This is a genomic window from Streptosporangium sp. NPDC006013, assembly GCF_040614275.1.
Classification (GTDB): Bacteria; Actinomycetota; Actinomycetes; order Streptosporangiales; family Streptosporangiaceae; genus Streptosporangium.
The window spans coordinates 1-24,152 of sequence record NZ_JBEXUE010000020.1 but is presented as its reverse complement, the minus strand read 5'-3'; the positions used below and the strand labels follow the sequence as shown (position 1 = coordinate 24,152).

24 protein-coding genes and 1 pseudogene are annotated in these 24,152 nt (G+C 69.3%); 11 read left to right on the top strand and 14 right to left on the bottom strand.

Annotation, left to right across the window (positions count from 1 at the left end):
• Nucleotides 1-73 precede the first annotated feature (73 nt).
• Together ABZ260_RS05455 and ABZ260_RS05450 are read right to left on the bottom strand one after the other, a co-directional pair.
• On the bottom strand, nucleotides 74-1,777 hold the full coding sequence (locus tag ABZ260_RS05455) for an SDR family oxidoreductase (protein WP_355613294.1): 1,704 nt from the start codon (nucleotides 1,775-1,777) through the stop codon (nucleotides 74-76).
• A 144-nt stretch (nucleotides 1,778-1,921) separates the two neighbouring features.
• The gene (locus tag ABZ260_RS05450) at nucleotides 1,922-3,031 is read right to left on the bottom strand and encodes a CapA family protein (RefSeq protein ID WP_355613292.1); all 1,110 of its coding nucleotides are present in this window, start codon (nucleotides 3,029-3,031) and stop codon (nucleotides 1,922-1,924) included.
• A gap of 126 nt (nucleotides 3,032-3,157) precedes the next feature.
• On the opposite strand from ABZ260_RS05450, the pseudogene ABZ260_RS05445 reads away from it, so the two are divergent.
• Nucleotides 3,158-3,289: pseudogene (locus tag ABZ260_RS05445) on the top strand (catalase); the annotation flags it as partial.
• A 283-nt stretch (nucleotides 3,290-3,572) separates the two neighbouring features.
• Here the strand turns inward: ABZ260_RS05445 and ABZ260_RS05440 are convergent.
• The 3 genes from ABZ260_RS05440 to ABZ260_RS05430 all read right to left on the bottom strand — a co-directional run bounded on the left by ABZ260_RS05440 (nucleotide 3,573) and on the right by ABZ260_RS05430 (nucleotide 5,275).
• A complete protein-coding gene (locus ABZ260_RS05440) occupies nucleotides 3,573-3,797 on the bottom strand; it encodes a DUF397 domain-containing protein (protein WP_355613290.1) in 225 nt (74 codons plus the stop codon).
• 378 nt (nucleotides 3,798-4,175) lie between these two features.
• Nucleotides 4,176-4,382: a DUF397 domain-containing protein gene (locus ABZ260_RS05435; protein WP_355613288.1), complete on the bottom strand. Its 207-nt coding sequence runs from the start codon at nucleotides 4,380-4,382 to the stop codon at nucleotides 4,176-4,178.
• Between the two features lie 32 nt (nucleotides 4,383-4,414).
• Entirely contained in the window at nucleotides 4,415-5,275 is an 861-nt protein-coding gene (locus tag ABZ260_RS05430; protein WP_355613286.1) for a helix-turn-helix transcriptional regulator, read from the bottom strand.
• A 467-nt stretch (nucleotides 5,276-5,742) separates the two neighbouring features.
• On the opposite strand from ABZ260_RS05430, the gene ABZ260_RS05425 reads away from it, so the two are divergent.
• The 5 genes from ABZ260_RS05425 to ABZ260_RS05405 all read left to right on the top strand — a co-directional run bounded on the left by ABZ260_RS05425 (nucleotide 5,743) and on the right by ABZ260_RS05405 (nucleotide 10,641).
• Nucleotides 5,743-6,003 carry a hypothetical protein gene (locus ABZ260_RS05425; RefSeq protein ID WP_355613284.1) on the top strand — a complete coding sequence of 87 codons (261 nt, stop codon included), beginning with the start codon at nucleotides 5,743-5,745 and terminating at the stop codon, nucleotides 6,001-6,003.
• Entirely contained in the window at nucleotides 5,990-6,673 is a 684-nt protein-coding gene (locus ABZ260_RS05420) for a hypothetical protein (RefSeq protein ID WP_355613283.1), read from the top strand. The genes ABZ260_RS05425 and ABZ260_RS05420 overlap by 14 nt, the downstream gene beginning before the upstream one ends.
• 190 nt (nucleotides 6,674-6,863) lie before the next feature.
• A complete protein-coding gene (locus ABZ260_RS05415) occupies nucleotides 6,864-9,029 on the top strand; it encodes a molybdopterin-dependent oxidoreductase (RefSeq protein WP_355613281.1) in 2,166 nt (721 codons plus the stop codon).
• Nucleotides 9,030-9,130: 101 nt separating this feature from the next.
• Nucleotides 9,131-9,685 carry an HD domain-containing protein gene (locus ABZ260_RS05410; RefSeq protein WP_355613325.1) on the top strand — a complete coding sequence of 185 codons (555 nt, stop codon included), beginning with the start codon at nucleotides 9,131-9,133 and terminating at the stop codon, nucleotides 9,683-9,685.
• An 89-nt stretch (nucleotides 9,686-9,774) separates the two neighbouring features.
• Nucleotides 9,775-10,641: a Rieske 2Fe-2S domain-containing protein gene (locus tag ABZ260_RS05405; RefSeq protein ID WP_355613278.1), complete on the top strand. Its 867-nt coding sequence runs from the start codon at nucleotides 9,775-9,777 to the stop codon at nucleotides 10,639-10,641.
• Nucleotides 10,642-10,712: 71 nt separating this feature from the next.
• Here the strand turns inward: ABZ260_RS05405 and ABZ260_RS05400 are convergent, their stop codons facing one another.
• The 3 genes from ABZ260_RS05400 to ABZ260_RS05390 form a co-directional block, all read right to left on the bottom strand.
• On the bottom strand, nucleotides 10,713-10,940 hold the full coding sequence (locus ABZ260_RS05400) for a hypothetical protein (RefSeq protein WP_329088968.1): 228 nt from the start codon (nucleotides 10,938-10,940) through the stop codon (nucleotides 10,713-10,715).
• A 29-nt stretch (nucleotides 10,941-10,969) separates the two neighbouring features.
• Nucleotides 10,970-11,725, bottom strand: a complete 756-nt coding sequence (locus ABZ260_RS05395) for a sulfite exporter TauE/SafE family protein (protein WP_355613323.1) — start codon at nucleotides 11,723-11,725, stop codon at nucleotides 10,970-10,972.
• A 130-nt stretch (nucleotides 11,726-11,855) separates the two neighbouring features.
• Complete coding sequence (locus tag ABZ260_RS05390) at nucleotides 11,856-12,650, bottom strand: ABC transporter ATP-binding protein (RefSeq protein WP_350918647.1); 795 nt, start codon at nucleotides 12,648-12,650, stop codon at nucleotides 11,856-11,858.
• A gap of 66 nt (nucleotides 12,651-12,716) precedes the next feature.
• Here ABZ260_RS05390 and ABZ260_RS05385 point away from each other — a divergent pair, with 66 nt between their 5' ends.
• Nucleotides 12,717-13,436 (top strand): hypothetical protein, encoded by a 720-nt coding sequence (locus tag ABZ260_RS05385; protein WP_355613276.1) that lies wholly within the window; start codon nucleotides 12,717-12,719, stop codon nucleotides 13,434-13,436.
• Between the two features lie 32 nt (nucleotides 13,437-13,468).
• On the opposite strand, the gene ABZ260_RS05380 is transcribed toward ABZ260_RS05385, so the two are convergent.
• Nucleotides 13,469-15,943 carry a protein kinase gene (locus tag ABZ260_RS05380; RefSeq protein WP_355613274.1) on the bottom strand — a complete coding sequence of 825 codons (2,475 nt, stop codon included), beginning with the start codon at nucleotides 15,941-15,943 and terminating at the stop codon, nucleotides 13,469-13,471.
• 172 nt (nucleotides 15,944-16,115) lie between these two features.
• On the opposite strand from ABZ260_RS05380, the gene ABZ260_RS05375 reads away from it, so the two are divergent.
• Nucleotides 16,116-16,835, top strand: coding sequence for a hypothetical protein (locus tag ABZ260_RS05375; protein WP_355613272.1), 720 nt, complete (start codon nucleotides 16,116-16,118; stop codon nucleotides 16,833-16,835).
• A gap of 13 nt (nucleotides 16,836-16,848) precedes the next feature.
• On the opposite strand, the gene ABZ260_RS05370 is transcribed toward ABZ260_RS05375, so the two are convergent.
• The 3 genes from ABZ260_RS05370 to ABZ260_RS05360 form a co-directional block, all read right to left on the bottom strand.
• Entirely contained in the window at nucleotides 16,849-17,487 is a 639-nt protein-coding gene (locus tag ABZ260_RS05370; protein WP_355613270.1) for a response regulator transcription factor, read from the bottom strand.
• Nucleotides 17,484-18,614, bottom strand: coding sequence for a GAF domain-containing sensor histidine kinase (locus ABZ260_RS05365; protein ID WP_355613268.1), 1,131 nt, complete (start codon nucleotides 18,612-18,614; stop codon nucleotides 17,484-17,486). Before ABZ260_RS05365 ends, ABZ260_RS05370 begins: the two co-directional genes overlap by 4 nt.
• A 238-nt stretch (nucleotides 18,615-18,852) precedes the next feature.
• Nucleotides 18,853-19,410, bottom strand: coding sequence for a helix-turn-helix domain-containing protein (locus tag ABZ260_RS05360; RefSeq protein ID WP_355613266.1), 558 nt, complete (start codon nucleotides 19,408-19,410; stop codon nucleotides 18,853-18,855).
• 55 nt (nucleotides 19,411-19,465) lie between these two features.
• Here ABZ260_RS05360 and ABZ260_RS05355 point away from each other — a divergent pair, with 55 nt between their 5' ends.
• Nucleotides 19,466-20,464: an alpha/beta hydrolase gene (locus tag ABZ260_RS05355; RefSeq protein ID WP_355613264.1), complete on the top strand. Its 999-nt coding sequence runs from the start codon at nucleotides 19,466-19,468 to the stop codon at nucleotides 20,462-20,464.
• 109 nt (nucleotides 20,465-20,573) lie between these two features.
• Here ABZ260_RS05355 and ABZ260_RS05350 read toward each other — a convergent pair whose 3' ends face one another.
• Together ABZ260_RS05350 and ABZ260_RS05345 are read right to left on the bottom strand one after the other, a co-directional pair.
• Nucleotides 20,574-21,719 (bottom strand): DUF6596 domain-containing protein, encoded by a 1,146-nt coding sequence (locus ABZ260_RS05350; RefSeq protein WP_355613262.1) that lies wholly within the window; start codon nucleotides 21,717-21,719, stop codon nucleotides 20,574-20,576.
• Between the two features lie 6 nt (nucleotides 21,720-21,725).
• Nucleotides 21,726-22,133 (bottom strand): YciI family protein, encoded by a 408-nt coding sequence (locus ABZ260_RS05345; RefSeq protein ID WP_355613321.1) that lies wholly within the window; start codon nucleotides 22,131-22,133, stop codon nucleotides 21,726-21,728.
• Between the two features lie 355 nt (nucleotides 22,134-22,488).
• Between ABZ260_RS05345 and ABZ260_RS05340 the strand changes: the two genes are divergently transcribed.
• Together ABZ260_RS05340 and ABZ260_RS05335 are read left to right on the top strand one after the other, a co-directional pair.
• Nucleotides 22,489-23,034 carry a hypothetical protein gene (locus ABZ260_RS05340; RefSeq protein ID WP_355613260.1) on the top strand — a complete coding sequence of 182 codons (546 nt, stop codon included), beginning with the start codon at nucleotides 22,489-22,491 and terminating at the stop codon, nucleotides 23,032-23,034.
• A 426-nt stretch (nucleotides 23,035-23,460) separates the two neighbouring features.
• The gene (locus tag ABZ260_RS05335; RefSeq protein WP_355613259.1) at nucleotides 23,461-24,015 is read left to right on the top strand and encodes a hypothetical protein; all 555 of its coding nucleotides are present in this window, start codon (nucleotides 23,461-23,463) and stop codon (nucleotides 24,013-24,015) included.
• Nucleotides 24,016-24,152: the final 137 nt, after the last annotated feature.

Here is a 24,152-nt window from a genome sequence, read left to right as displayed (position 1 = left end):
AGGGCTCCTCGGCGGGCACGATGGACACCCCACCATCTTGCCCGCCTGACGCCGTCGGGTCAGTGCTTATTCGTCAATCGCGAGATTTCGCCCCGCCGGCCAGCCGTGCCAGCCGGCGCACGGCCGCCGGGGAGATCCGCGAGAGCGCGTGACCGATTTTGCCCTCCGCGTTCACGGCGACGACGGGCAGGTCGCGGTGGACCGCGCGCAGGATGTGCGCGGCCACCCGCTCAGGCGGGTACCCGCGCGCGGCCAGCGCCCTCCCCGCAGGCCTGCCGGCGCCCTCGGCGAGCTCGCCGACGTATCTGGCGTTCCGCGCGATCGCGGTGGAGACGAACCCGGGACAGATCGCGGTGACCCCGATCCCCTGCCCGGCGAGCTCCGCGCGCAGGCAGTCGCTGAGCATCTTCACCGCCGCCTTCGACGTCGAGTACGCGGGCAGCAGCCGGCTGGGCAGGAAGGCGGCGAGCGAGGCCACGTTCACGATGTGACCGCCCTGGCCGCGCTCGGCCATCTGGGCGGCGAACAGGCGGCAGCCGTGGATGACGCCCCACAGGTTCACGTCCAGGGTCCGCCGCCAGTCGTCGACCGAGTGGTCGAGGAACGGGCCGGCCACCGCGATCCCCGCGTTGTTGACCACGATGTCGGGCACGCCGTACCGGTCTTTGACCACCCGCGCGAACTCCTCCATCCCGGTGGCGTCCGCGACGTCCACCTGCCGGGCGTGCGCCGTGCCCCCACCCGCGGCGATGCCCTCCACGGTGCGGCGGGCCGCGCCGAGATCGATGTCCGCGCAGATCACCTCGGCGCCGTGCGCGGCGAAGGCGCGGGCCGTGGCCCGTCCGATCCCGCTGCCTGCACCGGTGACCACCACCAGTCGGTCGTCGTAGGGCCCGCGCCTGCCGGGCCGGTCCCCGCGCAGTTCCCTGGAGGGCGGCGCCCCCTCGACGTGCTCAGCGAACTCGGCGATCATGCGGGCGAGCACCCGGGGATGGCTGCGCTGCACCCAGTGGCCCGCGGGGATGCGACGGTGCCACAGCCTTGGCACCCACAGGCGCGTCGAGGCGAGCAGCGTGGAGGAGACGAACGGGTCCTTCGTGGTCTCGACGAGCTGGACGGGTATCCGGGGGACGGGCTCGGCGGGCGTCCCCCGGCGGGTCAGCATGTTGGCCCGGTAGAGACCGAGGCCGTTCAGTCCGTCCCTGACGAGCGTGTCCGCGGGGTGCCCCGGGCGCCCGGCCACCCGTACGAACCGTCTCATCACACGCGGCAGCACGGCACGCAGGACGAGTTCGGGGATGACGGGGATCTGGAAGGCGCCGATGTACCAGGAGCGCAGGAGCTGCCCGGCGACCTCGCGCGGACGGCCGTGCCGTACGAAGTGGGCGGCCTGGTCCAGGTGCGGGCCGCCGACGGAGGTGAAGGAGAGGATCCGCTCCTCGATTCCCGGCCTGCCGATCAGCTTCCAGCCCTGGATGGAGCCCCAGTCGTGCCCGACGAGGTGCACTCCCGGCTTGCCCACCGTGTCCAGGACCGCGGTCATGTCGGCGGCCAGGTGGTCGTAGTCGTAGTCCTCGGTGGCACGCGGGGCGCCGGAGAGTCCGGCACCGCGGACGTCGTAGCGGACCACGTGGAAGCGGTCCTCCAGCAGCGAGGCGACCTCGTCCCAGACCCGGTGGGTGTCCGGATAGCCATGGACCAGCAGGACCGTGGGAGCGGCGGGATCACCCTGCTCGAACAGTGCCAGCCGCACGTCGCCGGACTCGACCCACCGCACCACGACCTCCTGTTGGATGGATTGTCCAAGACAGTAGTCGAACAGAACGGGATCCTGACAGGCCGCTTCCCGCGGCCGGCCGCACACGACCTGGGGTGATCATCGAAGGCGACGCGGCGCGCGGGGAGAGCGGGACCGGCCCGGTCAGCCGGACTGGCCGGGTCTGGCGGCCAGTCCGGTGCAGTCACGCAGCGCCTTCCAGTTCGCGATGGCCTGCTGCCGCCCGAGCCCGGTGATCGGGATCGGCACCCCGCCCTGGATGCTGGCCGGGGTCCACTGGTCCTTGAGCACCCTGCGGCCGTTGATCGTCAGAGTGAGCACGCCGGTCCTGCCGGTCTCCGGGCCCCAGTTGTAGAAGACGAAGTTACCCATGCCGTAGTTGACGTAGCTGTTCTTCAGGTAGCCGCCACCGAGCAGGATGTGCGCGTGGCCGCCCACGATGACATCCGCCCCGGCCGCGACCAGCTTGGGCGCCAGGCCGCGCTGCGCCTCGTTGGGGCACTTCTGCAGTTCGGTTCCCCAGTGCAGGTGGACGATCACGGTGTCGGAGTTCTTGCGGGCCCTGCGCACCTCCTGGATCAACCGCGCCTCGTTCTTGGCCGAGGCGAGGCCGGCCTTGTCACCGGAGGCGGTCCACGCCCCGACGAACTCCGCGTCCAGCACCTGGGTGGCGCCGATGATGGCGACGCGGTTGCCGTTCACGGTGGTCCGCCACGGCCGGTAGGCCTCGGCCTCGTTCCTGCCCACGCCCACAACGGGGAATCTGGCGCGTTTTATGGCGGCGAGGGAGTCGGTCAACCCGCTCTGCATGTAGTCCATGCCGTGGTTGTTCGCCAGGGACGCCACGTCCACCCCTGACGCCTTCAGCGCGGTCAGCGCGGCCGCCGGAGCGCGGAAGGTGTACTGCTTGCCCGGTGCGGGGGTGCCACCGGTGGTGATCGCGGTCTCCAGGTTGACCATCGCCAGGTCGGAGCGGCTGAGCACCTTGGCGATCGGGCCGAGCGCGGTCTTCGGATCGGCGTTCAGACGGGTTCGCAGCACGCCCTCGAAGTGCACGTCGCCACCAAAGGAGATGGTGTACGGCTTGCGCTCGGGGGTAGGCGTGGGCTCCGGCTGGGGGGTCGACTTCTCCTCGACGTCGGCGAGTGCGCCGGGGGTGACCGACTCGGCCGTGGAACAGGCCGCGAGGAGCACGGCTGAGGCGGTGATCGTGGCGGCCAGGGCAAGACGTCGGGCGGTGCTGTACGTGTCCATCGGTATCCGAGGATGCCATCTCACCCGCGATGTGTGGCACAACTCGCCCTACGAGATTCGATTCCTCAAAAGTTGAGTAAATCGCTTATCCGAATAATTCAACTTTAGACCGTACCGTGTCGTCCATGGAGGACCAGGGCCGGTGAGCTCGGCAGCCCCGACACCCAGCGTGACCCGCGTGGCTTCGCGCTGAAGTTCTACACCGAAGAGGGCAACCACCACATCGTCGGCAACAACCCGCCGATCTTCTTCCAGCGACCTCGCCCACCTGGTGAGCAACGTCGTCGGCCACGCCTCCGCCCCGGAGGTCACCGTCGAGATGAAGAAGCGCGTCGTGGAGTACTGGACGAACATCCACAAGGACCTCGGCCAGGACCTGGGCGCGTCACCGCCGAATAGTCAACCCTCTCCTCGTACGGCTCGCACCTTCGACAGGTGCGGGCCATACGGCTTCTCCCCCGGTTTCCCGGAGAGACCGCCCCCGGGGACGCGAAAGGGGCCTGACCGCCGTTGGGCAAGCCCCCGTCCGAGGTGCGGAACTTCAGAAGTCGAACTCCCCACCCTTCACCCCACCGACGAACGCGACCCATCCGGCATGGCCGAAAACGAGCACCGGTCCTTCCCGGTCCTTGCTGTCGCGCACACCCACTTCGCGTCCGGAGAGCCGTGCCACCTCCACACAGTTACCATTGAGGGAACTGTGGCTGCTCTTCTTCCAGATCAACGCATCACCTGATTCCATGCCCGTCCTCTCACCCAACAGCACCAATGTCAGAATTTCATCGGGAAGACGAGGAAATGCAAGACTCTTACATGGAATAGTCCGCTAACCAGCGGGTTTATCGCGCCAGGCCCCATACCGGGAAACCGGCGACGGTGGAGCCCACGGTTCCCCCCACCATCCGCACCCACATGGGCATCCCCGTCAGCGCCGCCCGCCTGAGGCGCCTCGGGCCACGAGGCGGGCATTCCACCAAGATCGTTGATCGCCCGGCACGCCTCCATCCAGCGGCCGGCGGCGGGCCCGTGAACCTCGAACCGGATGTACGGCTTCGCGGTCCGGCAGTCCTCGACCCGCACGAGGCGGTGAGAGGTGCCCAGGGGAACGGCCCGCGGCCATCGGCCGGCGGGCCGTTCTCATCTCTCAGAGATGTAATCCGTCTTTCTTGATCGCGCCGACGAAGACTCCCCACTCCTCGCGGGTGAAGACCAGGACCGGCCCTGACCGCTCCTTGCTGTCCCGGACCCCCATGTGGCCTCCGTCCAGCGCCGCCACCTCGACACAGTTCCCGTTCACGGAACTGAGCGAGCTTTTCTTCCACTCAGCGGCGCTGATATGTTTCTTGTTCATTTGTCGTCCAATATGTGCATAGCGGCCTGCCGCTATCTTTCCCAGTACTCCGTTGTGTTTCTTATCAGTTCCTGCGACGCCGCCTCGTCCAGAGCCCGCTCCGCCAGATGGCCGAAGGCCCGTTCGTACCCGTAGACCATTTCCGCGTCCTCTATGAACCGTCCACCGAACAGGGACTCCAGATAGACGACATCGGGGAAGTCGGAGAACGTCAGGTGCACGAAGGTGCCCGTGGACACCGGCGGCGGAACGTCCTGGGGCAGGATCCGTATCTCCACGTGCGATAACCGGGAGATCTCGATCAGATGCAGAAGTTGGTCTCGCATGACCTGGGCGTCGCCGTACTGGTTCTTCAGCACGGACTCGTGGAAGACGCTTATGTGCGTCAGCGGTCGCGGCGCGTGCAGCAGGGTGTGCTGGCGCATCATCCGGATCTCCGCGCGATCCTGAAACCAGCTCGACGGTAGCTGGCTGGCGTGTTGCCCCGCCGCGAGGACCTCCCGGGCGTATTCCTTCGTCTGGAGAAGGCCGGGCACGACCTGGGGTTCCCAGTTTCGCGTCATGGTGGCCTCCGCCTCCATCCCGATGAGCGTGATGTAGTCATCGGGAACGGAACTCCGATACCTCTCCCACCACCCCTTCCGGGCGGCGTCGTGTCGCAGCGCGACCAGAGCCTCCCGGAGGTGCTCGTCGACCCCGTAGAGCCCGCAGAGCGCCTCGACGTCCTCCTCCTTGGCCAGTGTCTTGGCGGTCTCGATGCGGCTGACCTTGGCGGTCGACCACCCGAGACGGTCGGACACCTCGTCACCGGTCATGCTCAGGCCTTCGCGGAGCCGGCGAAGCTCCATGCCCAGCCGACGCCGGCGGAGCGCTGGACTACCACGTTCCGGCATCACGACCTCCTCACCATGACGGGCGGGTGGACGTCATGGCCTCAACAGGAACCAGACGAATGGTAGTGCAAATTACACTGTCGTTTGCAGTGTATTCGGAGAAGTTTATTGCTTTTTTCCTTACGGCAAGTCTTGCAGGGAAATCTCTACTGAGCGACTATCAGAACAGGAAGGTTCTCGGAAGATCGGGGAATCCACCGGTGATCATCCGGGGGATGTCTTCGAGGACCTCCGCGAATCGCGCGCGGGGCGAAACGTGCGCGCACCTGATCGGCAACGGCGCCGTCTCCAGCACGACGGAGTTGAACCGGGGAGGCCAGCAGGGGGAGCGGAGGAGATCGGCCGGCGACGGCCCAGAGTCGCACGCACCAGGGAGCGCCCGATCGGGCGCAAAAAAGCACCGGGTCGGCGGCCACCGACCCGGTTGGCACAAGAACTCCACGTTGAAACCACGAAGGGAGTCTCCTATGTCCTTCCACCGTACCAAGGGACTCTGCGGAATCAAGACCCTCATCCTCGATCTGATCTACATCATCGACCGAGAACTCTGCATGGACCAGGACGAGTGGGCCCACCGGCTCGGCTGGACCGTGACCAGGACCGGTTTCGTGAGCAGGCACTACCGCGAGCCCCGGTTCGACCTCCTCAAGGCCGAGCGGACCGCCGCCCCCGCCCTCGCCCTGGCGCCCGTACCCGGCAAGAGGGCGGGCGGCGATGTCGCGGCGTAACCTCCGCAACAACCGCTACGGTCGCCCCGACGGCCGGCCACCCGGCAGGACGGGCCTCCTCGTCCGGCTGTGGCGCTGGCGGACGGAGATCGTCCTGCTCGCCGCCGTCTCGACCGTCCTGGCCGCGGCGGCCCTCTCCTTCAAACAGGGCCACTGGTGGCCCTCCGCCCTTCTGGCCTGCACCTCCGGCGTCCCCGCCGCCTCCCGCTCCGGGCGCAGGTGGGTGAGGGCGCACGCGTGGTGTCTGATCTCCCGGCACCGCCTCCAGAGAACGTGTGTGGAGACCGGGATACACACCCGCTCGGGACGGCTTCCGCTGGTGCTGTGGATCACTCCTTCCGCCGCCGGGGAGAAGGCGCTGATCCTCGCCAGGGCCGGGATCTGTGCCGAGGACTTCGAGGCGTTCTCGGCCGAGATCGCGTCGGCGTGCTACGCCCGCGACACCGTGGTCCTTCGGCACCGCAGGTGGGCGCACCTGCTGGCCGTCGAGATCGTCCGCAGGGACGAGTTCACCGGCCCCCCGGTGGGAATCGACCGGTGGTACGGGTGGACGGACTGGGTCGGCCCACGGGCCCACCGGACCGTGCGGGAGGAGTCCGGCATCCGCTCCGCCGCCGCCCTGCTCCCCGGGCCGCACGAGCCCGCCGACCAACGGCAACGGGCCGCGTGAACCTCCGGTCCACGGGAAGCAGGCCGCGCGAACCTCCCATCCGGCCGCGGGACACAGCGGGCCGTCTGGGTTCCACTGGCCGTCCCGTCCTCCTGGCGGCACGGAAGCCCCCGAGTTCGCCCCCTCGGGGGCTTCCCCTCGCCCCGGCCTACGGCCATGATGAGTTCACTTGCCGGACTCAGGAGTGCCGATGAGAACAGCGCACCGGACCTGCCCCCTCTGCGAGGCCGTCTGCGGCCTCCGGCTCACCCTCGACGACACCGGGCACGTCACCTCGGTCAAGGGCGACCCGGACGACCCGTTTTCCAAGGGGTTCATCTGCCCCAAGGGGGCAAGCCTGGGCCGCCTCGACGAGGACCCGGACCGGCTGGGCGTCCCGATGATCCGGACGGACGAGGCGTGGCGCGAGGCGTCCTGGGACGAGGCGTTCCGCACGGTCGAGGAGGGCCTGAAGGGCGTGATCGACGCACATGGACGCCGGTCTCTGGCCGTCTACGTCGGCAACCCGAACGCCCACTCCATGGCGGGCGCCCTGTACGGCACACCCCTGATCCGCGCCCTCGGCACCCGCAACATCTTCTCCGCGAGCACCGCGGACCAGATGCCCAAGCACGTCTCCTGCGGCCTGATGCTCGGCGACCCGCTGGCCATCGCGGTGCCCGACCTGGATCGCACCGACTACCTGCTGATGCTCGGCGCCAACCCACTGGAGTCCAACGGCTCGCTCTGCACCGCCCCCGACTTCCCCGGCCGCCTCAAGGCGCTGCGCGGACGCGGGGGCAGGCTCGTGGTCGTCGACCCGCGCCGCACCCGCACCGCCGCTCTCGCCGACGAGCACCTGTTCGTGAGGCCGGGCACCGACGCCTACCTGCTGTTCGGCATCGTGCACACCCTCTTCGCCGAGGATCTGACCTCGGTGGGCGTCGAGGTCAACGGGCTGGACGAGGTCAGACGGCTGGCGGAGGACTTCGCCCCGGAGACCGTGGCCCCGATCTGCGGGGTGCCCGCCACGGAGATCGTACGGCTGGCGCGCGAGCTGGCCGCGGCCCCGACCGCCGCCGTCTACGCCCGTATCGGCACCTGCACCGTCGAGTTCGGCACCGTCACGCAGTGGCTGGTCGACGTCGTCAACATCCTGACCGGCAACTTCGACCGCCCCGGCGGGGTCATGTTCGCGAAAACCGCGGTGGAGAACGGCCGCAGGAGCAGGCCGTACACCACGGGACGCTGGCACAGCCGCGTCCGCGGGCTGCCGGAGGCGAACGGTGAGCTCCCGGTGGCCACCCTCGCGGACGAGATCGAGACACCGGGCGAGGGGCAGGTCAGAGGGCTGGTCATGGTGGCCGGCAACCCGGTGCTGTCCGCGCCGGGCGGTCCCCGGCTGGACGCGGCCTTCCGTGACCTGGAGTTCATGGTCTGCGTGGACCCGTACCTGAACGAGACCACCAGGCACGCGAACGTCATCCTGCCGCCGCCCCGGGTGATGCAGTCGCCGCACTACGACCTGTCGCTGCTGTTCGTCGCGGTCCGCAACTACGCGAGGTTCTCCCCGCCGGTCCTGCCACTGGAGCCGGGACGTCCCTCCGAGGCCGAGATCATGGCGCGGCTGACGATGATCGCCTCTGGGCAGGGGGCGGACGCCGACCCGGCCCTGCTCGACGAGCTGATCCTCGACCAGATGCTCCGCAAGGCGGTCGAGACGCCCGGCTCACCGATGGAGGGCGGGGACCCGGCCGAGCTGCGTGCCTCGCTGGACGGCGGCAGCGGAGCCGAGATGCGGCTGGACGCCATGCTCAGGCTCGGCCCCTACGGGCTCTCCCTGGCCACGCTCCTGGCGAACCCGCACGGCATCGACCTGGGCGCTCTGGAACCTCGGCTGGCGGAGATCGTCCGCACCGCCTCGGGGCGGGTGGAGCTGGCCCCGCCGCGGCTGGTCGAGGACGTCGCGCGGCTGCGCGGGCGGCTGACCGTGCCACCCGCGGAGATCGTACTGATCGGCCGGCGCCACCTGCGCTCCAACAACAGCTGGCTGCACAACGTGGGCCCGCTGGTCGGCGGGACCAACCGGTGCACCCTGCAGATCAACCCGGACGACGTGAGCAGGCTCGGGCTGGGCGAGCACGCGGTGGTGCGCTCGGCGGCCGGCGAGCTGGTCGTACCGCTGGAGCCGACCGACACGATCATGCCGGGAGTGGTGAGCCTGCCCCACGGATGGGGACACGCGGGCACCTCGCAACTGGTGGCCGCCGAGCACGCGGGGGTCAACGCGAACGCGCTGACAGACGATTCCATCGTGGACGTACCCTCGGGAAACGCCGTGTTCAACGGGGTCCCCGTCACACTCGGCCGGGCATGATCCCATGATCGCTCGGAAAAGGGGGATCGACGCGCATTAGGCTTGCGCGCGTGACCACCCCTTTAGCACAGGACCGTCTACACGCTCAGCTCACCTTCGCCATGGAGATCGACAAGCTCAGACGCATCGTCCGCCGCAACACCCTCATGGACGGGTCGCGGCGGGAGAACGACGCCGAGCATTCCTGGTACGTGGGCATGCTGGCGATGGTCTTGGCCGAACACGCACCACCAGGCACCGACCTCGACAGGGTCGTCGCGATGCTGCTCGTCCACGACATCGTCGAGATCGACGCGGGAGACACCTTCATCTACGACGCCTCCGCCGTCGAGGCCCAGTTGGGCATCGAGCGCAAGGCCGCCGACCGGATCTTCGGGCTGCTCCCAGATGACCAGGCCACGCGGTTGCGCGACCTCTGGGACGAGTTCGAGGAGCGCAGGACTCCCGAGGCCAAGTTCGCCAAGGCCCTCGACCGGATCGCGCCCATCATGGCCAACCACCACAACGAGGGCGGCACCTGGTCGCTCTACAAGGTGACGGCGGAACAGGTGCTGGAGAAGGTGAAAATCATCGAGGAGGGGTCGGCGACGCTGGGCGCCTACGCCACCGAGATCATCGCTCTCTCCGTCAGCCGAGGACATTTGGCGCGTGCATAACACCGTTCCCGGGTAGGTCCCTATGGGTCGAGAAGGGGGCGATAGTGAAGGAAACCGTCAAAACAGGGCGCCGAACTTTTAAGCGCCTGGTGCCCGGGGTCGAGTTCACCGAGCGGATCGAGCGGTCCCCCAGGGCCGATCGGCCGATCCGCATACTCGCCAAGGCGGTGCGCCGACGGATCGGCCCCGGCCTGCTCCGTGACCTGCTGCACGGGGTACCGCTCGGCAAGCCACTCCATCCACCGCTCGCCAACCTCAGCCTGGGCCTCTGGGCGGCGACCGCGGTGCTCGACGTGACCCGCTCGGATCCACGCGCGTCGCAACTGCTGGTCGCGAGTGGACTCGCCACCGCCACCCCGGCGGTGGCCGCGGGCATCGTCGACTGGTCCGCGCTCCACCGCGAGCAGCAGCGGGTGGGGTTCGTGCACGCGATCGCCAACCTGACCTCCCTAGGGCTCTACGCCGGATCGCTGGCGTTCCGGTTGACCGGGCGCGACCGGACCGGGCGGCTGCTGTCGTTCGTCGGGCTGGGTGCCGCGAGCGTGGGCGGCTACCTCGGCGGCTACCTCGCCTACCGGCAGGCGGCCGGGTCCAACCACGCCGAGCCCGTCACCCACCTGGTCCCGCTGGGCTGGCATGACCTGTGCGAGATCGGCGATCTGCCGAACGGACGTCCGGTGACGCGACGGCTCGGCTACATCGACCTGTTCGTACTCCGTGTCGGGGGCACCGTCACGGTCCTCGCCGACCAGTGCGCCCACCTGGCCGGGCCACTCCACCAGGGGCGCCTGATCTCGGAGGAGGGCGTCGCCTGCGTGGTCTGCCCGTGGCACGGAAGCACCTTCAGACTCTCCGACGGTGCCGTCGTACACGGCCCGGCCACGGCCCCCCAGCCGTCCTTCGAGACCCGGGTCCGCCGCGACGGCGTGCTCCAGGTCCGTCCCGCCCAGGCATGACGGACCGCCCCGCCCGGGCGCGACAAGAACCGGCCCGCCACCGATCCTGAGCTGTTCGGGCCCGTTCGGGGCTATGCGGGCTTGCCGTCGGCGGGGTGTTCCACCAGGGCAAGGATCCGGCTGGACATGAACCGGGCGGTGCGCACGGCCGTTCCGCTCCGGGTGACCTCGCTCACCTCGACGACGCCGCCGCGTGCGTTGGCCACCTCAACACGGCGTCCCGCTCTGGTGGCGCTGACCTCGTAGGTACGGGAACTGTCTCCTGCGTCGATGACAACCTCGACCTTGTCACCTTTCATACCTAATTGGTACCCACTAGTAGGCAGGTTCACCCGTACACCAGTTTGACTATCGCCACCACACCGATGCAGACGATGAACCAGCGCAATACCGGAGCAGGCAGCTTCCTGCCGATCTTCGCACCGAGGAAACCGCCGATCGCGGCGCCCAGCGCCACCATCAGCACCGCCAGCCAGTCGATCTCCGCGATCAGGATGAACAGCGCCGCGGCGGACATGTTGATCAGCAGCGAGAGCACGTTCTTGGCCGCGTTGATCCGCTGCAGGCCGTCGTCGAGGAAGCTGCCGAGCAGCCCGATGAGCAGCACGCCCTGCGCGGCGCCGAAGTAGCCGCCGTAGATGCCGCAGGCGAAGACACCGATCCAGAGCCAGGGGCCGCCGTGCGGCTGGGCGTGCTCCCGCCGGGCGCTCAACCACCTGTTGAGTCTCGGCTGGGCGATCACCAGCACGCACGCCACACCGATCAGGACGGGCACCACGATGTCGAACGTCTCCGCGGGGAGATAGAGCAGGAGCACCCCGCCGATCACCGCGCTGATGATCGTCGGAATTCCCAGCCGGATCAGCCGCTGGCGCTGCCCCTTCAACTCCGCCCGGTAGCCGAGCGCGCCGGTCAGCGAGCCCGGGACCAGGCCGACGCTGTTGCAGACGTTGGCGACGACCGGCGGCATCCCCAGCGCGACCATGGTCGGAAACGTGATCAGAGATCCGGAGCCGACAACGGCGTTGATGCCTCCGGCTCCGATACCGGCCACGAAGATCGCAGCCGCCTCCCACGGTGTCATGAACTCCCCTTTGCTGGTGAGGCTCGCGCCCATGACGAGGTGCACGGCACTTACCGGATGCTAGGAGGAGCCCGGCCGCCGTCTCACGGCAGGGGTATGCTTTACCGGTTTTTGGACAACCGAAATGAGTTCAGAGTTGGTGCGCCCGCGCGTACCACCGGCCGTCCCGCCCCTGATCCAGGCTGAGCGGGACGCTGAAGGTGTGCGACAGGTTCTCCGCCGTCATCACCTGCTCGATCGGCCCCTGGGCCACCACGGAGCCGTGCCGGAGCAACAGCGCGTGGGTGAACCCGCTGGGCACCTCCTCCACGTGGTGGGTGACCAGCACCATGGTCGGCGCCTTCGGATCGTGCGCGAGCGTCGCCAGGCGGCGGACCAGGTCCTCGCGCCCGCCCAGGTCCAGGCCGGCGGCGGGCTCGTCCAGCAGCAGCAGCTCCGGGTTCGGCATGAGCGCGCGGGCGATCTGGACCCGCTTACGCTCTCCCTCGGACAACGTGTTGAACCGGCGCCGGATCAGGTGGGCGCATCCGAACTGGTCGATCAGCTCGACGGCGCGCGTGACGTCGTGGGAGTCGTACTCCTCCGTCCAGCGGCCGAGGATGGCGTACGAAGCCGTGAGCACCAGGTCGATGACCTTCTCCTCCGGCGGCACCTTCTCCGCCAGTGAGGCGCTCGCGAGCCCGATGCGGGGCCGCAGTTCGAAGACGTCGCTCTGGCCGAGCCGCTCGCCCAGAATCTCCACGATGCCCTCGGTGGGGAACAGCATCGCCCCGACCACCTGCAGCAACGTCGTCTTCCCCGCGCCGTTGGGACCGATGACGACCCACCGTTCGTCCTCGTGAACGGTCCAGTCGATCTCCCGCAGCAGGGCCGCCCCGTCCCTGCGGACGGTGACGTCCTGTAGCCGAAGCACCTGACCGCCCATCCCTTACGCCTCCTTGTGAATCGCTGGAACAAAACCTATTGCAGGGTGAGCGCATATCGTGGATCGGTGCACCCTGATTCACCGATCTCGGCCACCCTGGTCTGCTGGGGCAACGCCTGGCTCGCCGGACAGGTCGGCCTCGACGAGGCCGCCGACCGCGTGGAACGACAGGCCGGCCCCCAAGTCGTCGCCGCGGAAAGCGGCGACCTTCCCCTCCGCGGGTTCCTCGCCGACCTGCGGATCGGGGGTATGAAGTCGCTGCGACTGGCCCTGCCCGTCCCGGGCGACCCGCTCGGGCTCACCGGACCGCCCCCCTTCAACTCCGCGGCCATCGAGGCCGGACAGGCGGCGACAGCCGTGCTCGGTGACAGATGCCTTGGCCTGGTCCCGGTAAAGGACCACCGCGGGTCATCGTACGCCGGGGTTCGCTGGAGCGTGCTGGAGGCCCGAGCCACGGCACCCGACCTGCCCTCTCTCGCCGACGCGGAGCACGAGCTGACCCGCGCGATGCGCGTGGCCACCGACGCCCTGCTCGGCGTGGGGGGTCCGGCCCAGGGCCACCGGCAGCCGAAGATCACCGATGACGGCCTGGCCCCCGGCTATCCCGCCCGCGCCCATCGGGTCGCCGCCCTGGCCGCCCGTCTCGCCGCGGTGCTCCGCATCGCCGACGAGCGGGGGCTCACCTCGGGCCAGCTCGCCGTGCGCGCCGAGGCCCTGCGTGAGCTCGACCGCGCGGTGCGCCGGGCCCGCGTGGTCGCCCACCACGCCATCACCGAGCTGGTCTGAGGGCCCGGTCCGAGAGCCTGTCGCGGGGCGGGTCACCGGCCGGAGGTCAGCTTCCAGAGCTTGACGGTGCGGTCCTTGCCCGCCGAGACGGCCACCATACGGTCGCCGATGGTCATGACGGTGACCGAGTAGACCCCGCCCTTGTGTGCCTTGATCGCCTTGCCAAGGGGTTTGCCCTCGGCCGGGTCCCAGAGCCGGACGGTCCCGTCCGTGCTGCCCGACACCAGCACGGTGCGCCCGTCCACCGTGCCGAACGCCAGGGAGTAGACGTTGCCTCCGTGACCCTTGAGCGGCTTGCCGATGGTCTTGGAGGTCTTCGGGTCCCAGATCCTGATCTTCTTGTCCTTGCCGCCCGAGGCGACCACGGTGCGGTCGCCCAGCTTGCCGAAGGCCACCGAGAAGACCCGCCCGCTGTGCCCCCGATAGACCTTGCCGTACCGCTTCCTGGTGACGAGGTCCCAGATCTTCAGCGTCTTGTCGGCGCCGGCGGACACGACGACGGAGCGCTTTCCGATCTTGCCGAAGGCGAGCCAGTTGACGTCGTCGCGGTGCGCGGAGACGACTCTGAGCAACCTGCGGCTCTTCAGGTTCCAGAAGTAGAGCGTGCCGTCGCCGTCCCCGGTGACGGCGACCGGTGAACCGTTCACGATGCCCGCCGCGGCGGAGAAGACCGCGATGGGGTGGTGGCCGAGAACCCTGCTCTTGCGGGTCTTCAGGTTCCACAGGCGGACGGAGTGGTCGTAGCCGCCGGTCACCGCGTACGGCGTGCCGCCGAAGGTGACGGTGGCGACCGCGTAGACCTCGCCCCGGTGGCCGCGGAGCCGGTGGAGCCTCTTGTGCTCGGCGGGGTCCCAGATCCCGAGCGAACCGTCCTGGCTGCCCGAGACCACCGTGGGCCTGCCCTTGATCTCGATCTTGGCGAGGGACTGTACGGCCCTGCTGTGCCCCTTGAGCGCCTTGCCGTCCTGACCGTCGAAGAGCACCGCGGCGGGCGGCATGGCGAGCGGCTCGGACGGCTCGGAGGTCGGCGCCGTCGTGAGGCTCGCCGTGGGGGCCGGGGTCAGGGCCTGCGCGACAGGTGTCGGGGCCTGCGTGGCAGCCTGCGAGGCGGCCGTGGGGGGCCGTGTGGAGGGAATCGAGGACGACGGCGTACCGACATCGGGAGCCGGGGAGCTCGCCGTGGTGTCGTTCCGCATGCTCGGCACCGCCACCAGCACGGCGGTGGCCAGGGCCAGGGCTCCCACGAGCACCCCGGTGACGAGGGCGGCCCGTCTGCGCCGTGTCCCGTGCTCGCCGGGCGCGCCGGGTACCGGGTCACCGAAGAGGTCCGGGTGCCGCGGCGGTGGCGGAGGGTACGCCCCCGGCGGGGGCGCGGCCTGCCGGCCGACGGGCGTCAGGTTGCCCGGGTAGTGCGCGGGTCCCGCGGGGGAGGTGAAGGGGACGGCCGCGGGTGGAGGAGCAGCCGGGGAGGTGCCCGCCCTGCCGCCCGGAGCGTGACCGGGGGCCGCGCCGGGCTCCCCCGGGTCCGCCCCTGACGGCCGCACCCACAACGTCTCGGGAGCGGGCGGCGGGGGCACGGTCGAGGCGGCGGGCGGGGGCACGGGCGGAACAGCGGGCGAAGGCGTGGGCAGGGCAGTGGGCAGGGCAGTGGGCAGGGGCGGAGCGGCGAGCGGAGGCTCGGGAGTGGTTGCCTCCTCCGACTGGGTGTCCAGAAGCGCGAACAGCACCTCGGAGGCGTTGGGCCGTTCCCCGGCCTGCTTGCTGAGGCACGAGGTGACGATCGGCCGCAGGGTGTCGGGAAGCTCGGACAGGTCGGGGGCCTCGTTCATCACCCTGTAGATGACCGCGGGCACGCTGTCCTGGCCGAACGCGGGCCGCCCGGTCGCGGCGAACACCATCGTCAACGCCCAGCTGAACATGTCGGAGGAGGGCTCGACCCGGTGCCCGGAGACCTGTTCCGGCGACATGTAGGCGGGGGTGCCGACCACTCCGCTCGTCACGGTCATCGCCGAGTCGAGGGCTCTGGCGATGCCGAAGTCGATTACGCGGGGTCCGTCGGGACCGAGCAGCACGTTGCTGGGCTTGAAATCGCGGTGCACGATGCCCGCCCGGTGGATGGCGGCCAGCGCGGTCACGGTACCGACCGCGAGCCGGTGGAGCACGTTGCCGCCGCGGGGTCCCTCGGCCTGCACGACCCGCTGCAGGGAGATCCCCTCCACCAGCTCGCTCACGATGTAGGGGCGGTCACCGTCCATGTGGGCGCCCAGCACCTGGGCGGTGCAGAACGGAGCCACCCGGCGGGCGGCGGAGACCTCACGGAGAAACCGGGCACCGTCCATGCCGGTGTCGCTCAGCCTGGGGTGGAGCAGCTTGATCGCCACCATCACCCCGTCGGCCCCCCGGCCCGCGTAGACCACCCCCTGCGCCCCCTCACCGAGGCGGCCGAGCAGCCGGTAGTCGCCCAGTGACTCCGGGTCCTCCCTGCGCAGCGGGCTCGTATCCGGCACCTGAGCCTCCCCGTTGTCCAGCCTGTGAACCGCCGCCATCCCCGAGTCACCAAAGATACGCAAATAACTAATTTTCAGGTAGATCATTCACGCTTCCGGCGCGTCCTTCTTAAGTCATAATCTTCGAAACAAATGGTGACTACGGTCACCCCTAGCTCGTGCGGAGACGCCCATGCGCCGAAGCTTCGGCACGCTTCTAGGTCTCAGCCTCATCACTCCGCTCGCGATCGTCCCCAACGCCTCGGCCGCCGCCGCGAACACACAGTCCCCGGCTTCCTCCGAGGCCCTGTCGGCGACCCGGACGGACGTCTCGGCCGTGGCCCCGTCAGCGGCGAGTCTGGACAGGCCCTGGTCCGCTTTCAAGGTCTCAGTGAAGGCCCCAAAACGGGTCAGAAGCGGCCAAGAGTTCATGTATACGATCAAAATCACCAATCGGGGACCACAGAAGGCCGACTACTTCTACGTAGGCGGGACCCTCCTACCAAAAGGCATCAACAGCACCGTCTACTACAAGGGCCCGAAAGGCACCGACTGCGACTTCTACACCGACGGCTTCTGGTGTGTGACGCCCTGGATCATCGGCAAGGGCGAGTCGGAGACGGTGCGCATCTGGGTCAAGCTCAACAAGCGGACCAGGGGCACCGCGGTCGCCAAGCTCGGCGCCGACACCTGGAACGTCCCGACCGGAGGCGCGGACCTCAGCCGCGACGAGTGGAGGCGGCTGAACTTCCCCCACTGGTACTACCTCAAGACGGTGAAAACCAAGATCGTCCACCCCGCACCGCCCAAACCCAAGCGCAGTGGGGGCGGGAGTTACACCCCACCACCGCCGCCGCCTCCCCCGCCACCGCCCCCGCCGCCGGGACGGCGTGAGGAGAAGAAGGACACCTGACCTCGCACGCCGGTCAGGCCAGGCCGTTCCGCACCGCGTAGAGGGCGGCCTGGGTCCTGTCCTGCACGCCCAGCTTCATCAGCACGTTGGAGACGTGGGTCTTCACGGTCTTCTCCGCCACGGTGAGCTGTCTGGCGATCTCCCTGTTGGAACGACCCGACGCGATCAGTGCGAGCACCTCGCGCTCCCGTTCGGTCAACGGTGCCACCCGTCTGCCCTCCGGCGTGGCCGGAACGGATCCGGAGAGGGAGAGCATCGCCTCCGCGGCCTCCGGAGCGAGCAGCACCTGGCCACCGTGCACCGCCCGGATCGCGTGCACGAGCGCTGCCGGTTCGACGTCCTTGTACAGGAAGCCCGCCGCGCCCGCCCGCATCGCCGGGGCCACGTCCTCCCGGTCACTGACCGAGGTCAGCACGAGCGCCCGCGGCGACAGTCCCCGCTCCCCCAGCAGGAGCAGCGCGCCGAGCCCGTCGAGGACCGGCATCTTCAGGTCGAGCAGCAGCACGTCCGGGGCGAGGGTCTCCACCAGGGCGACCGCCTCGGCGCCGTTGGCGGCCTCGCCGACCACGTCGAGGTCTTCCTGGAGGTCCAGGAAGGTACGCAGCCCCTGCCGGACGACCGGGTGGTCGTCGGCGATCAGGACGCGGATCACGCCGGCACCTCCATCCGGACGAGCGTGCCGCCCCCGGGCTCCGACCTCACCCGCACGCTGCCGCCGACGGCCTCCGCCCGATCGCCCATCGAGGCGATGCCCAGCCCTCGTCCCACGGCGGCGGTCACCTCGAATCCCGTCCCGTCGTCGCTCACCTCCAGAAACACGCGCCCGCCCTCGCACCCCAGCCGTACGCCGACGGCACGCGCCTTCGAATGCCTGGAGGCGTTGTGCAGCGCCTCCTGGGCCACCCGCAGCACGGCCGCCTCGATCTCGGGTTCGAGGTCGCACACCGGAGCCTCCTCGAACGAGAACGAGGCCGGGTGGATCCGGTCGAGCAGGCGGACGTGCTTGCGGAGCGTCTCGGCCAGGCCGTGCCGGTCGAGCTCGGCCGGCCGGAGTTCGACGATCACCGCCCGCAGTTCGGCCAGCGCCTCTCCCGCCAGCCGTTCCACCCGGTCGAGCTCCCGCACCGCCCGTACCGGGTCGTCGGCGACCAGCGACGCCGCGGCCCGCGCGGTGAGGCGCAGCGAGAACAGCTTCTGGGTCACCGCGTCGTGCAGTTCCCCGGCCATCCGGGTGCGCTCCTCCACCAGCGTGAGCTCCCGGCTCCGCTCGTACAGGCGGGCGTTGGTGAGGGCGAGCGCGGCGTGCGCGGCGAACATGGTGAGCAGCCGCTGGTCGGCCTCGGTGAAGCCGCCCGGGGCCCGCTTGTTGGACAGGAAGATGATGCCGAGCACCTCGTCCCCGTCGAGGATCGGCACCCCGAGGAAGTCCTTGAGCACCGGATGGGCGCGGGGCCAGTATTCGAACCGGGGGTCCCTGCGGATGTCGGGAAGCCTGACCGGCACGCCCTCGCGCAGCAGGGCGCCGAGCATGCCGTGCTGGCGGGGCGTGGGCCCGATCGCGTCCCACTCCTCGTCGGAGATGCCCTCGGCGACGAACTCGGCGAACGCCCCCTGGTCGTCGGGCACGCCCAGCGCGGCGTAGCGGGCGTCCAGCAGCCGCCCCGCCGACCGCACGATGACGCCGAGCACCTCCCGGACCGACAGATGCCTGGTCACCGCGAGGACGGCCGAGCTCACCGCGTGCAGCACGGCGTCCCGGTCCTCACTCTCGGAGCTCACGGAACGACTCTAGCCCCGGTCCGATGAGAGCTCGGCGCCACCGTTCGGCGGGCTCGGTACCGGTGGACGGACGCCCGTGCGGCGGCCGGTACCACGATCAAAGCCGAGGAGGTGCGTTCATGCTGACGATCCGGTTGCCAACGAGTCATGAGAGGGATTCGAGGTCTTCGGCCGTCCCGTGGGGTGTGTGGGCGATCTTCTCTCGGAATCGCTCGTTCATCAGAAGCCGTGCATGGACTCAGGGGTGGTCGCCGGCCTTGTGCCGCGGTGGTTCCTCCGTCGGGAACAGGATCATGCTCAGCAGGTGGGGGCTGCGGCCGGGCGCGGGTTTGTTGCCCGCCCTGGAGGCCAGGACGTCGCGTAGCTCGTCGATCATCTCGGCGAGCTCGTCCGGGCTGAGCCAGACGGTGCCCTGCCGGTAGCCCACGGAGTCGGCGGTCGGGTCGGCTCCCTCCCGGTCGAGGTAGGCGTTGAACTCGGCGTGCAGGGCGGCCATGGCTGCGGCGAACCCGTGACGGTGCTCGTCCAGGGACATCGACGCGGCCATGTCGGCGTCGATCCCCGCATGCTCGCGGCGTAGCCGGTAGTGGCGTTCGACGGCGCCGTGCACGCGCTGCTCGTCGACGACCTCCAGCACTCCCGCCTCGGCCAGCAGGCCGACGTGCCGGTACACCGTGGTCTTGGGGACGTCGGGCAGGCCGGCGCACAGGCCGGACGTGGTGCGGGTGCGACCGCCGGACATGGCGTGCACGATGCGCAGCCGGACCGGGTGCAGGAGCAGATCAAGGGTGTCCACAGCTCTACGATCCCATATCTGGTACCGTTCCTGAAATTGGTAAAGCACATGCTCGATGGCATGCGACGGGCGGCGATCCCGAAAGGTGCGCTCTCGTCTCCGCCAAGCCGGCCCGGCAGTGAGGGAGTCAGCGATGCAACGTCAAACGGCCGAGGCAACGCCGCCAGTGGGACGGCACCACCAGGTCGGGGATCGGAGGCTGTTCCTCCACCGATCGGGCAGCGGGAGCCCGGCGGCGGTGTTCCTACCCGGGGCCGGCTCATCCGGCATGGACGGCTTCATCGTTCAGCAGCGGGCCGCCGAACTCACCACGAGCGTGCTCTACGACCGGGCCGGAACGGGGTGGAGCGACCGGGCCGAGCTGCCACGCACCTCCACCCAGGTCACCGACGAGCTGCGCGAGCTGCTGCGGGTCGTCGGCGTGCCCGCTCCCTACCTGCTGGTCGGTCATTCCCTCGGCGGCCTGCACGCACGCCACTATGCGCAGCGTTTCCCCGACGAGGTGGCGGGCCTGGTTCTGGTGGAGCCCGAACACGAGGACTACGACTCCTACATGCCCAAGGAACTGAACGAGCTGTACCAGGCATGGGACCCCGGCGAGGCGGTGCCCGACGAGTTGCCCGACGAGATCGTCCAGTTCTACCGCGGCCTGTTCGCGCGGGAGATGGCCGACTGGCCGGAGGAGATCCGCGAGTCGCTGATCGAACGGCACGTCAGCCCGGAATGGCTGAGAATCGGCGGCCAGGAGGCGGCCAACCGTTACCAACTCCATGACGAGGTACGCAACGCGGGACCGATGCCCGACGTCCCGCTGATCGTGCTCACCGCTGTGGCGATCGACCCCTTCAAAGAAGCGGTCACCCAGGGCATACCCACATCGCTCCTCCACGAGGAGGCCGAAGCGAAAACGCGGCTCTACACCGCGCTGGCCGAATCCGTTTCGCACGGCGAGAACCGCGTCATCGACGACGCCGGACACGTCTCCGTCATATTCCGCCGCCCCGACGCCGTTCTCCAAGCGATCCAAGACCTGCTCGGCAGGCTCGGCAGCTGATCAGGACAGCGGCTCCACGGCAGCGTCGATTCCCGGCCCGGAACTGCCCTGACCTGCGGCACCGGGGATCAGGCAGACCATCCCCATCGGGTCGGTGAATGCCCGCCGCTCAACTGCGCAGCTGCGCGTTGAGCCGTGCGGCCTGTCGCGTGAGGTGGTCGCGTTCGGGGAGGCTGGGCGCCGATCGGGCGGCTTCGGCGTAGAGCCGTGCCGCGGTCACCGGGTCACCGTCACGCTCGTTTAGGTACGCCGCGACGGCGGCGTGGCGGGGCAGGGCGGGGTCGAGCCCTGCCAGGGCGGCCAGGCCGGCCCGCGGGCCGTCGGCCTCGCCGACCGCGACGACCCGGTTGAGGCGGGCCACCGGGCTGTCGGTGAGGCGCACCAGTTCGTCGTACCACTCGACGATCTGCACCCAGTCGGTCTCCTCGGCTGTCCGGGCGTCGGCGTGGAGCGCGGCGATGGCGGCTTGGGCCTGGAACTCGCCCAGGCGGTCGCGGGTGAGGGCTGCCTGGAGCACGTCGACGCCCTCGGCGATCAGACGGGTGTTCCACAGGCCGCGGTCCTGCTCGGCAAGAGGCACGAGCCTGCCGTCGGGGCCGGTCCGTGCCGGGCGCCGTGCGTGGTGGAGCAGCATGAGCGCGAGCAGGCCCGCGACCTCCTCATGGTTGATCTTGGCCGCCAGCCGGCGAGTGAGCCGGATCGCCTCGCCGGCGAGGTCGACGTCGCCGGAGTAGCCCTCGTTGAAGACCAGGTAGAGCACGCGCAGCACCGTGGCGACGTCACCGGGCTGGTTGAACCGGACGCCCGAGACGGCCCGTTTGGCCCTGCTGATCCGCTGGGCCATGGTCGCCTCCGGCACGAGGTAGGCCTGCGCGATCTGACGCGTGGTCAGGCCGCCGACCGCGCGCAGCGTGAGCGCGACGGCCGAAGCCGGTGTCAGGGACGGGTGCGCGCACAGGAAGTACAGCTGGAGCGTGTCGTCCACCACCTCGCCCGGGCCGGGCATGGGCTCGCCTTCGACACGTACCTCGCGGTGCCGTCGGGAGGTATCGGCGCGGGCGGTGTCGAGGAACTTACGCCAGGCCACGGTGACCAGCCAGCCCTTGGGGTCCCGCGGCGGGTCGTCCGGCCACACGCGCACGGCCTCGACCAGGGCGTCCTGCACGGCATCCTCGGCCGCCGCGAAGTCGGCTCCGCGACGGACGAGGATGCCGATCACGATGGGGGTGAGGGTCCGCAGCAGGGCCTCGTCCACCGTGCGTCACTCCGTGATGGTCGGGGGCTCGGCCAGGAACGGGCGCACCTCGAGCCACTCGTGGATCGGCTTCCCACCCGCACCCGGAGCCGCGGACAACTCGCCGGCCAGCTCGAGCGCCCGCTCGTAGGTCTCGACGTCGATCACCATCCAGCCGGCGATCAGGTCCTTGGTCTCCGCGAACGGGCCGTCGGTGACCGGCGGCCGCCCCTCGCCGTCGTAGCGGACGAACGTGCCCTCCGGGGAGAGCGCCTGACTGTCGACGAACTCACCGGTGCCCTCGATCCGAGCGGCGAAGTCCCGCATGTACTGCACGTGGGCCGAAAGCTCCGCCGGCGTCCACTGGTCCATCGGCACGTCGTTGACCGGTGCCGGCGCGCCCCGGTAGTGCTTGAGCAGCAGGTACTTGGCCATCATGTTCTCCTCAGTGCGGTACGGCCCATTGTGGCCGTGTTCACTCCGGGGACGAAGCCGCGCTCGGGTTCTCGACATCCCGCCGCGACATTTCCTGGCGGACTTCAAAGACTCCGCGCACTCCCAGGCACCACAGATGGGCACAGGGAGCCCCTTCGCGTCCAAGGCGCGAAGGGCACGGTGGTGAGCCAGACCCGGCCGTGTCGGATCGCCGCTTCCCGATCGGCATCCGGTGCGTCGTCCAACCGCTCACCGTTCGGTCGGCCAGTCAGTCACAAGGAATCTCCAAGTGGGCTCCCGCATGCTGATCGTATTAACCAACGGGGGATCACCGAATTCCGACTGGAGTAAAGAAATGCGCCGGCACCTGACCGCCTTCGCCGCCATCGCCCTGGCGGGAGGCATGCTGCTCACCCCTGGAACCGCGAACGCCGCGGCTCCCCGGATCACCGCCCCGCAGGGGACGGTCCACACCGACAAGCCGCTCGCGCCGCTGAAGCTGACCGTCACCTACCCTCGCAGGGCCTGGGCGGGTGACTCGTACGTCTACACGCTCACGACCAAGAACGTGGGCAAGTGGTACACCGACATCGCCTACATCGGCGGCTACCTTCCCTCGCAGGTCTCCAAGGTCCGCGTCATCCGCAAGCCCGCCGGGTCGTACTGCGAGATCTCCGGCCGCGAGGTGGGCTGCCTGCTCGACACCCTGAACCCCGGAAAGACGGCCACCATCAAGGTCAGGGTCTGGTTGAAGAACAGCGCCAGGGGCACCGCGACCGCCGATTTCGGCTCGGCCTCGATCGACGTCCCCGCGGGCGGGCTCGGCACCTTCGACATCCACGGCATCGACATCGGCAGCGACGTCAAGTACGTGCGGGTGAAGACCCGGGTGCTCCGCTAACCGCGCGTTCCGCGCGTGCCGCCGTCCCCCTGGGACGATCGCCGAAACAGCGACGATCGTGACGCCCCGTACGTCGACGACGCGGCACGCGCGGAAAACGGCCTCAGTCGGTTTCATCCCCTAAAATCCTCTTAGGGTGCCTTTAGGGCATTTTCAAAACCCGGCCTTTCCCGGTTCGGGTTCCTCACGAAGCCCAGGCCTCTGCACGGCGCGAAGTCCCGGCCCTTTCGAGCCTCAGGTCACTCCGGGCCCCGGATCGCACGAGGCGTGCCGGGCACCTCCACCCGGTACGGCGCCGCGCCAGGTGCTCCACCTAAATCACATAGCGAAATATGATTTCTCCCCACATCTATATGTGTGATAAAACGCTGGAACTTTATGGGGCGTTCCAGGCGTCCCCTTAACCCTCCAGCTGGGAGACGTTTGATGCGCCACCCGATCTCCAAGATCGCCGCTCTTGCTCTGGTCGCCCCGCTGGCCGGCGGCATGCTGTTCGCCACCCCCGCCTCGGCGGCTCCCGCGCAGGCACCGGCGGCGGTCAAGGCCGCAGCCGAACCGTTCTCCTCCTTCACGGTCAGCGTCTCCGCTCCGAAGAAGGCCAAGGCCGGCGGAAAGGTCACTTACAAGATCAAGGCCGTCAACAAGGGCCCCTACGAGGCCGACTACTTCTACATGGGCGGCCTGCTGCCCAAAGGCTCCAAGATCACCGCAGTCTCCGCGCCCAAGGGCACGGGATGCTACAACTACGAAGACGGATTCTGGTGCTGGACTCCCTACTCCCTTGAGATCGACGACTACGAGACCATCGCGATCACGGTGAAGCTCGGCAAGAAGTCGGGGCGGACCGCCGAGGCGATCCTGGGCGTCGACAGCTACGACGTCCCGACCGGCGCCGAGAACCTCTCCCGGGACGAGCTTGAGCGCCTGGGCACCAAAAACTGGTTCTTCGTGAAGAAGGTCAAGACCAGGATCGTGGGCTGACCATACCCCACGAGAAGGCGAGCAGCCCCGGCCCGTCGCGGGCCGGGGCAGCCGCCCTCCGACACGGATCAGGCTGGTCAGCGCGCCGGCGAGGAAGAGCGCCACCAGGACCGCCATCCACGCCGGCGGGACCTCGA

What these genes read in the sequence shown, in the direction of transcription:
- ABZ260_RS05450 (WP_355613292.1), bottom strand. Translation starts at nt 3,031, where the DNA reads ATGGACACGTACAGCACCGCCCGACGTCTTGCCCTGGCCGCCACGATC.
- ABZ260_RS05435 (WP_355613288.1), bottom strand. Translation starts at nt 4,382, where the DNA reads ATGAACAAGAAACATATCAGCGCCGCTGAGTGGAAGAAAAGCTCGCTC.
- ABZ260_RS05430 (WP_355613286.1), bottom strand. Translation starts at nt 5,275, where the DNA reads ATGCCGGAACGTGGTAGTCCAGCGCTCCGCCGGCGTCGGCTGGGCATG.
- ABZ260_RS05425 (WP_355613284.1), top strand. Translation starts at nt 5,743, where the DNA reads ATGTCCTTCCACCGTACCAAGGGACTCTGCGGAATCAAGACCCTCATC.
- ABZ260_RS05420 (WP_355613283.1), top strand. Translation starts at nt 5,990, where the DNA reads ATGTCGCGGCGTAACCTCCGCAACAACCGCTACGGTCGCCCCGACGGC.
- ABZ260_RS05415 (WP_355613281.1), top strand. Translation starts at nt 6,864, where the DNA reads ATGAGAACAGCGCACCGGACCTGCCCCCTCTGCGAGGCCGTCTGCGGC.
- ABZ260_RS05410 (WP_355613325.1), top strand. Translation starts at nt 9,131, where the DNA reads ATGGAGATCGACAAGCTCAGACGCATCGTCCGCCGCAACACCCTCATG.
- ABZ260_RS05400 (WP_329088968.1), bottom strand. Translation starts at nt 10,940, where the DNA reads ATGAAAGGTGACAAGGTCGAGGTTGTCATCGACGCAGGAGACAGTTCC.
- ABZ260_RS05395 (WP_355613323.1), bottom strand. Translation starts at nt 11,725, where the DNA reads ATGACACCGTGGGAGGCGGCTGCGATCTTCGTGGCCGGTATCGGAGCC.
- ABZ260_RS05390 (WP_350918647.1), bottom strand. Translation starts at nt 12,650, where the DNA reads ATGGGCGGTCAGGTGCTTCGGCTACAGGACGTCACCGTCCGCAGGGAC.
- ABZ260_RS05375 (WP_355613272.1), top strand. Translation starts at nt 16,116, where the DNA reads ATGCGCCGAAGCTTCGGCACGCTTCTAGGTCTCAGCCTCATCACTCCG.
- ABZ260_RS05355 (WP_355613264.1), top strand. Translation starts at nt 19,466, where the DNA reads ATGGCATGCGACGGGCGGCGATCCCGAAAGGTGCGCTCTCGTCTCCGC.
- ABZ260_RS05345 (WP_355613321.1), bottom strand. Translation starts at nt 22,133, where the DNA reads ATGGCCAAGTACCTGCTGCTCAAGCACTACCGGGGCGCGCCGGCACCG.
- ABZ260_RS05340 (WP_355613260.1), top strand. Translation starts at nt 22,489, where the DNA reads ATGCGCCGGCACCTGACCGCCTTCGCCGCCATCGCCCTGGCGGGAGGC.
- ABZ260_RS05335 (WP_355613259.1), top strand. Translation starts at nt 23,461, where the DNA reads ATGCGCCACCCGATCTCCAAGATCGCCGCTCTTGCTCTGGTCGCCCCG.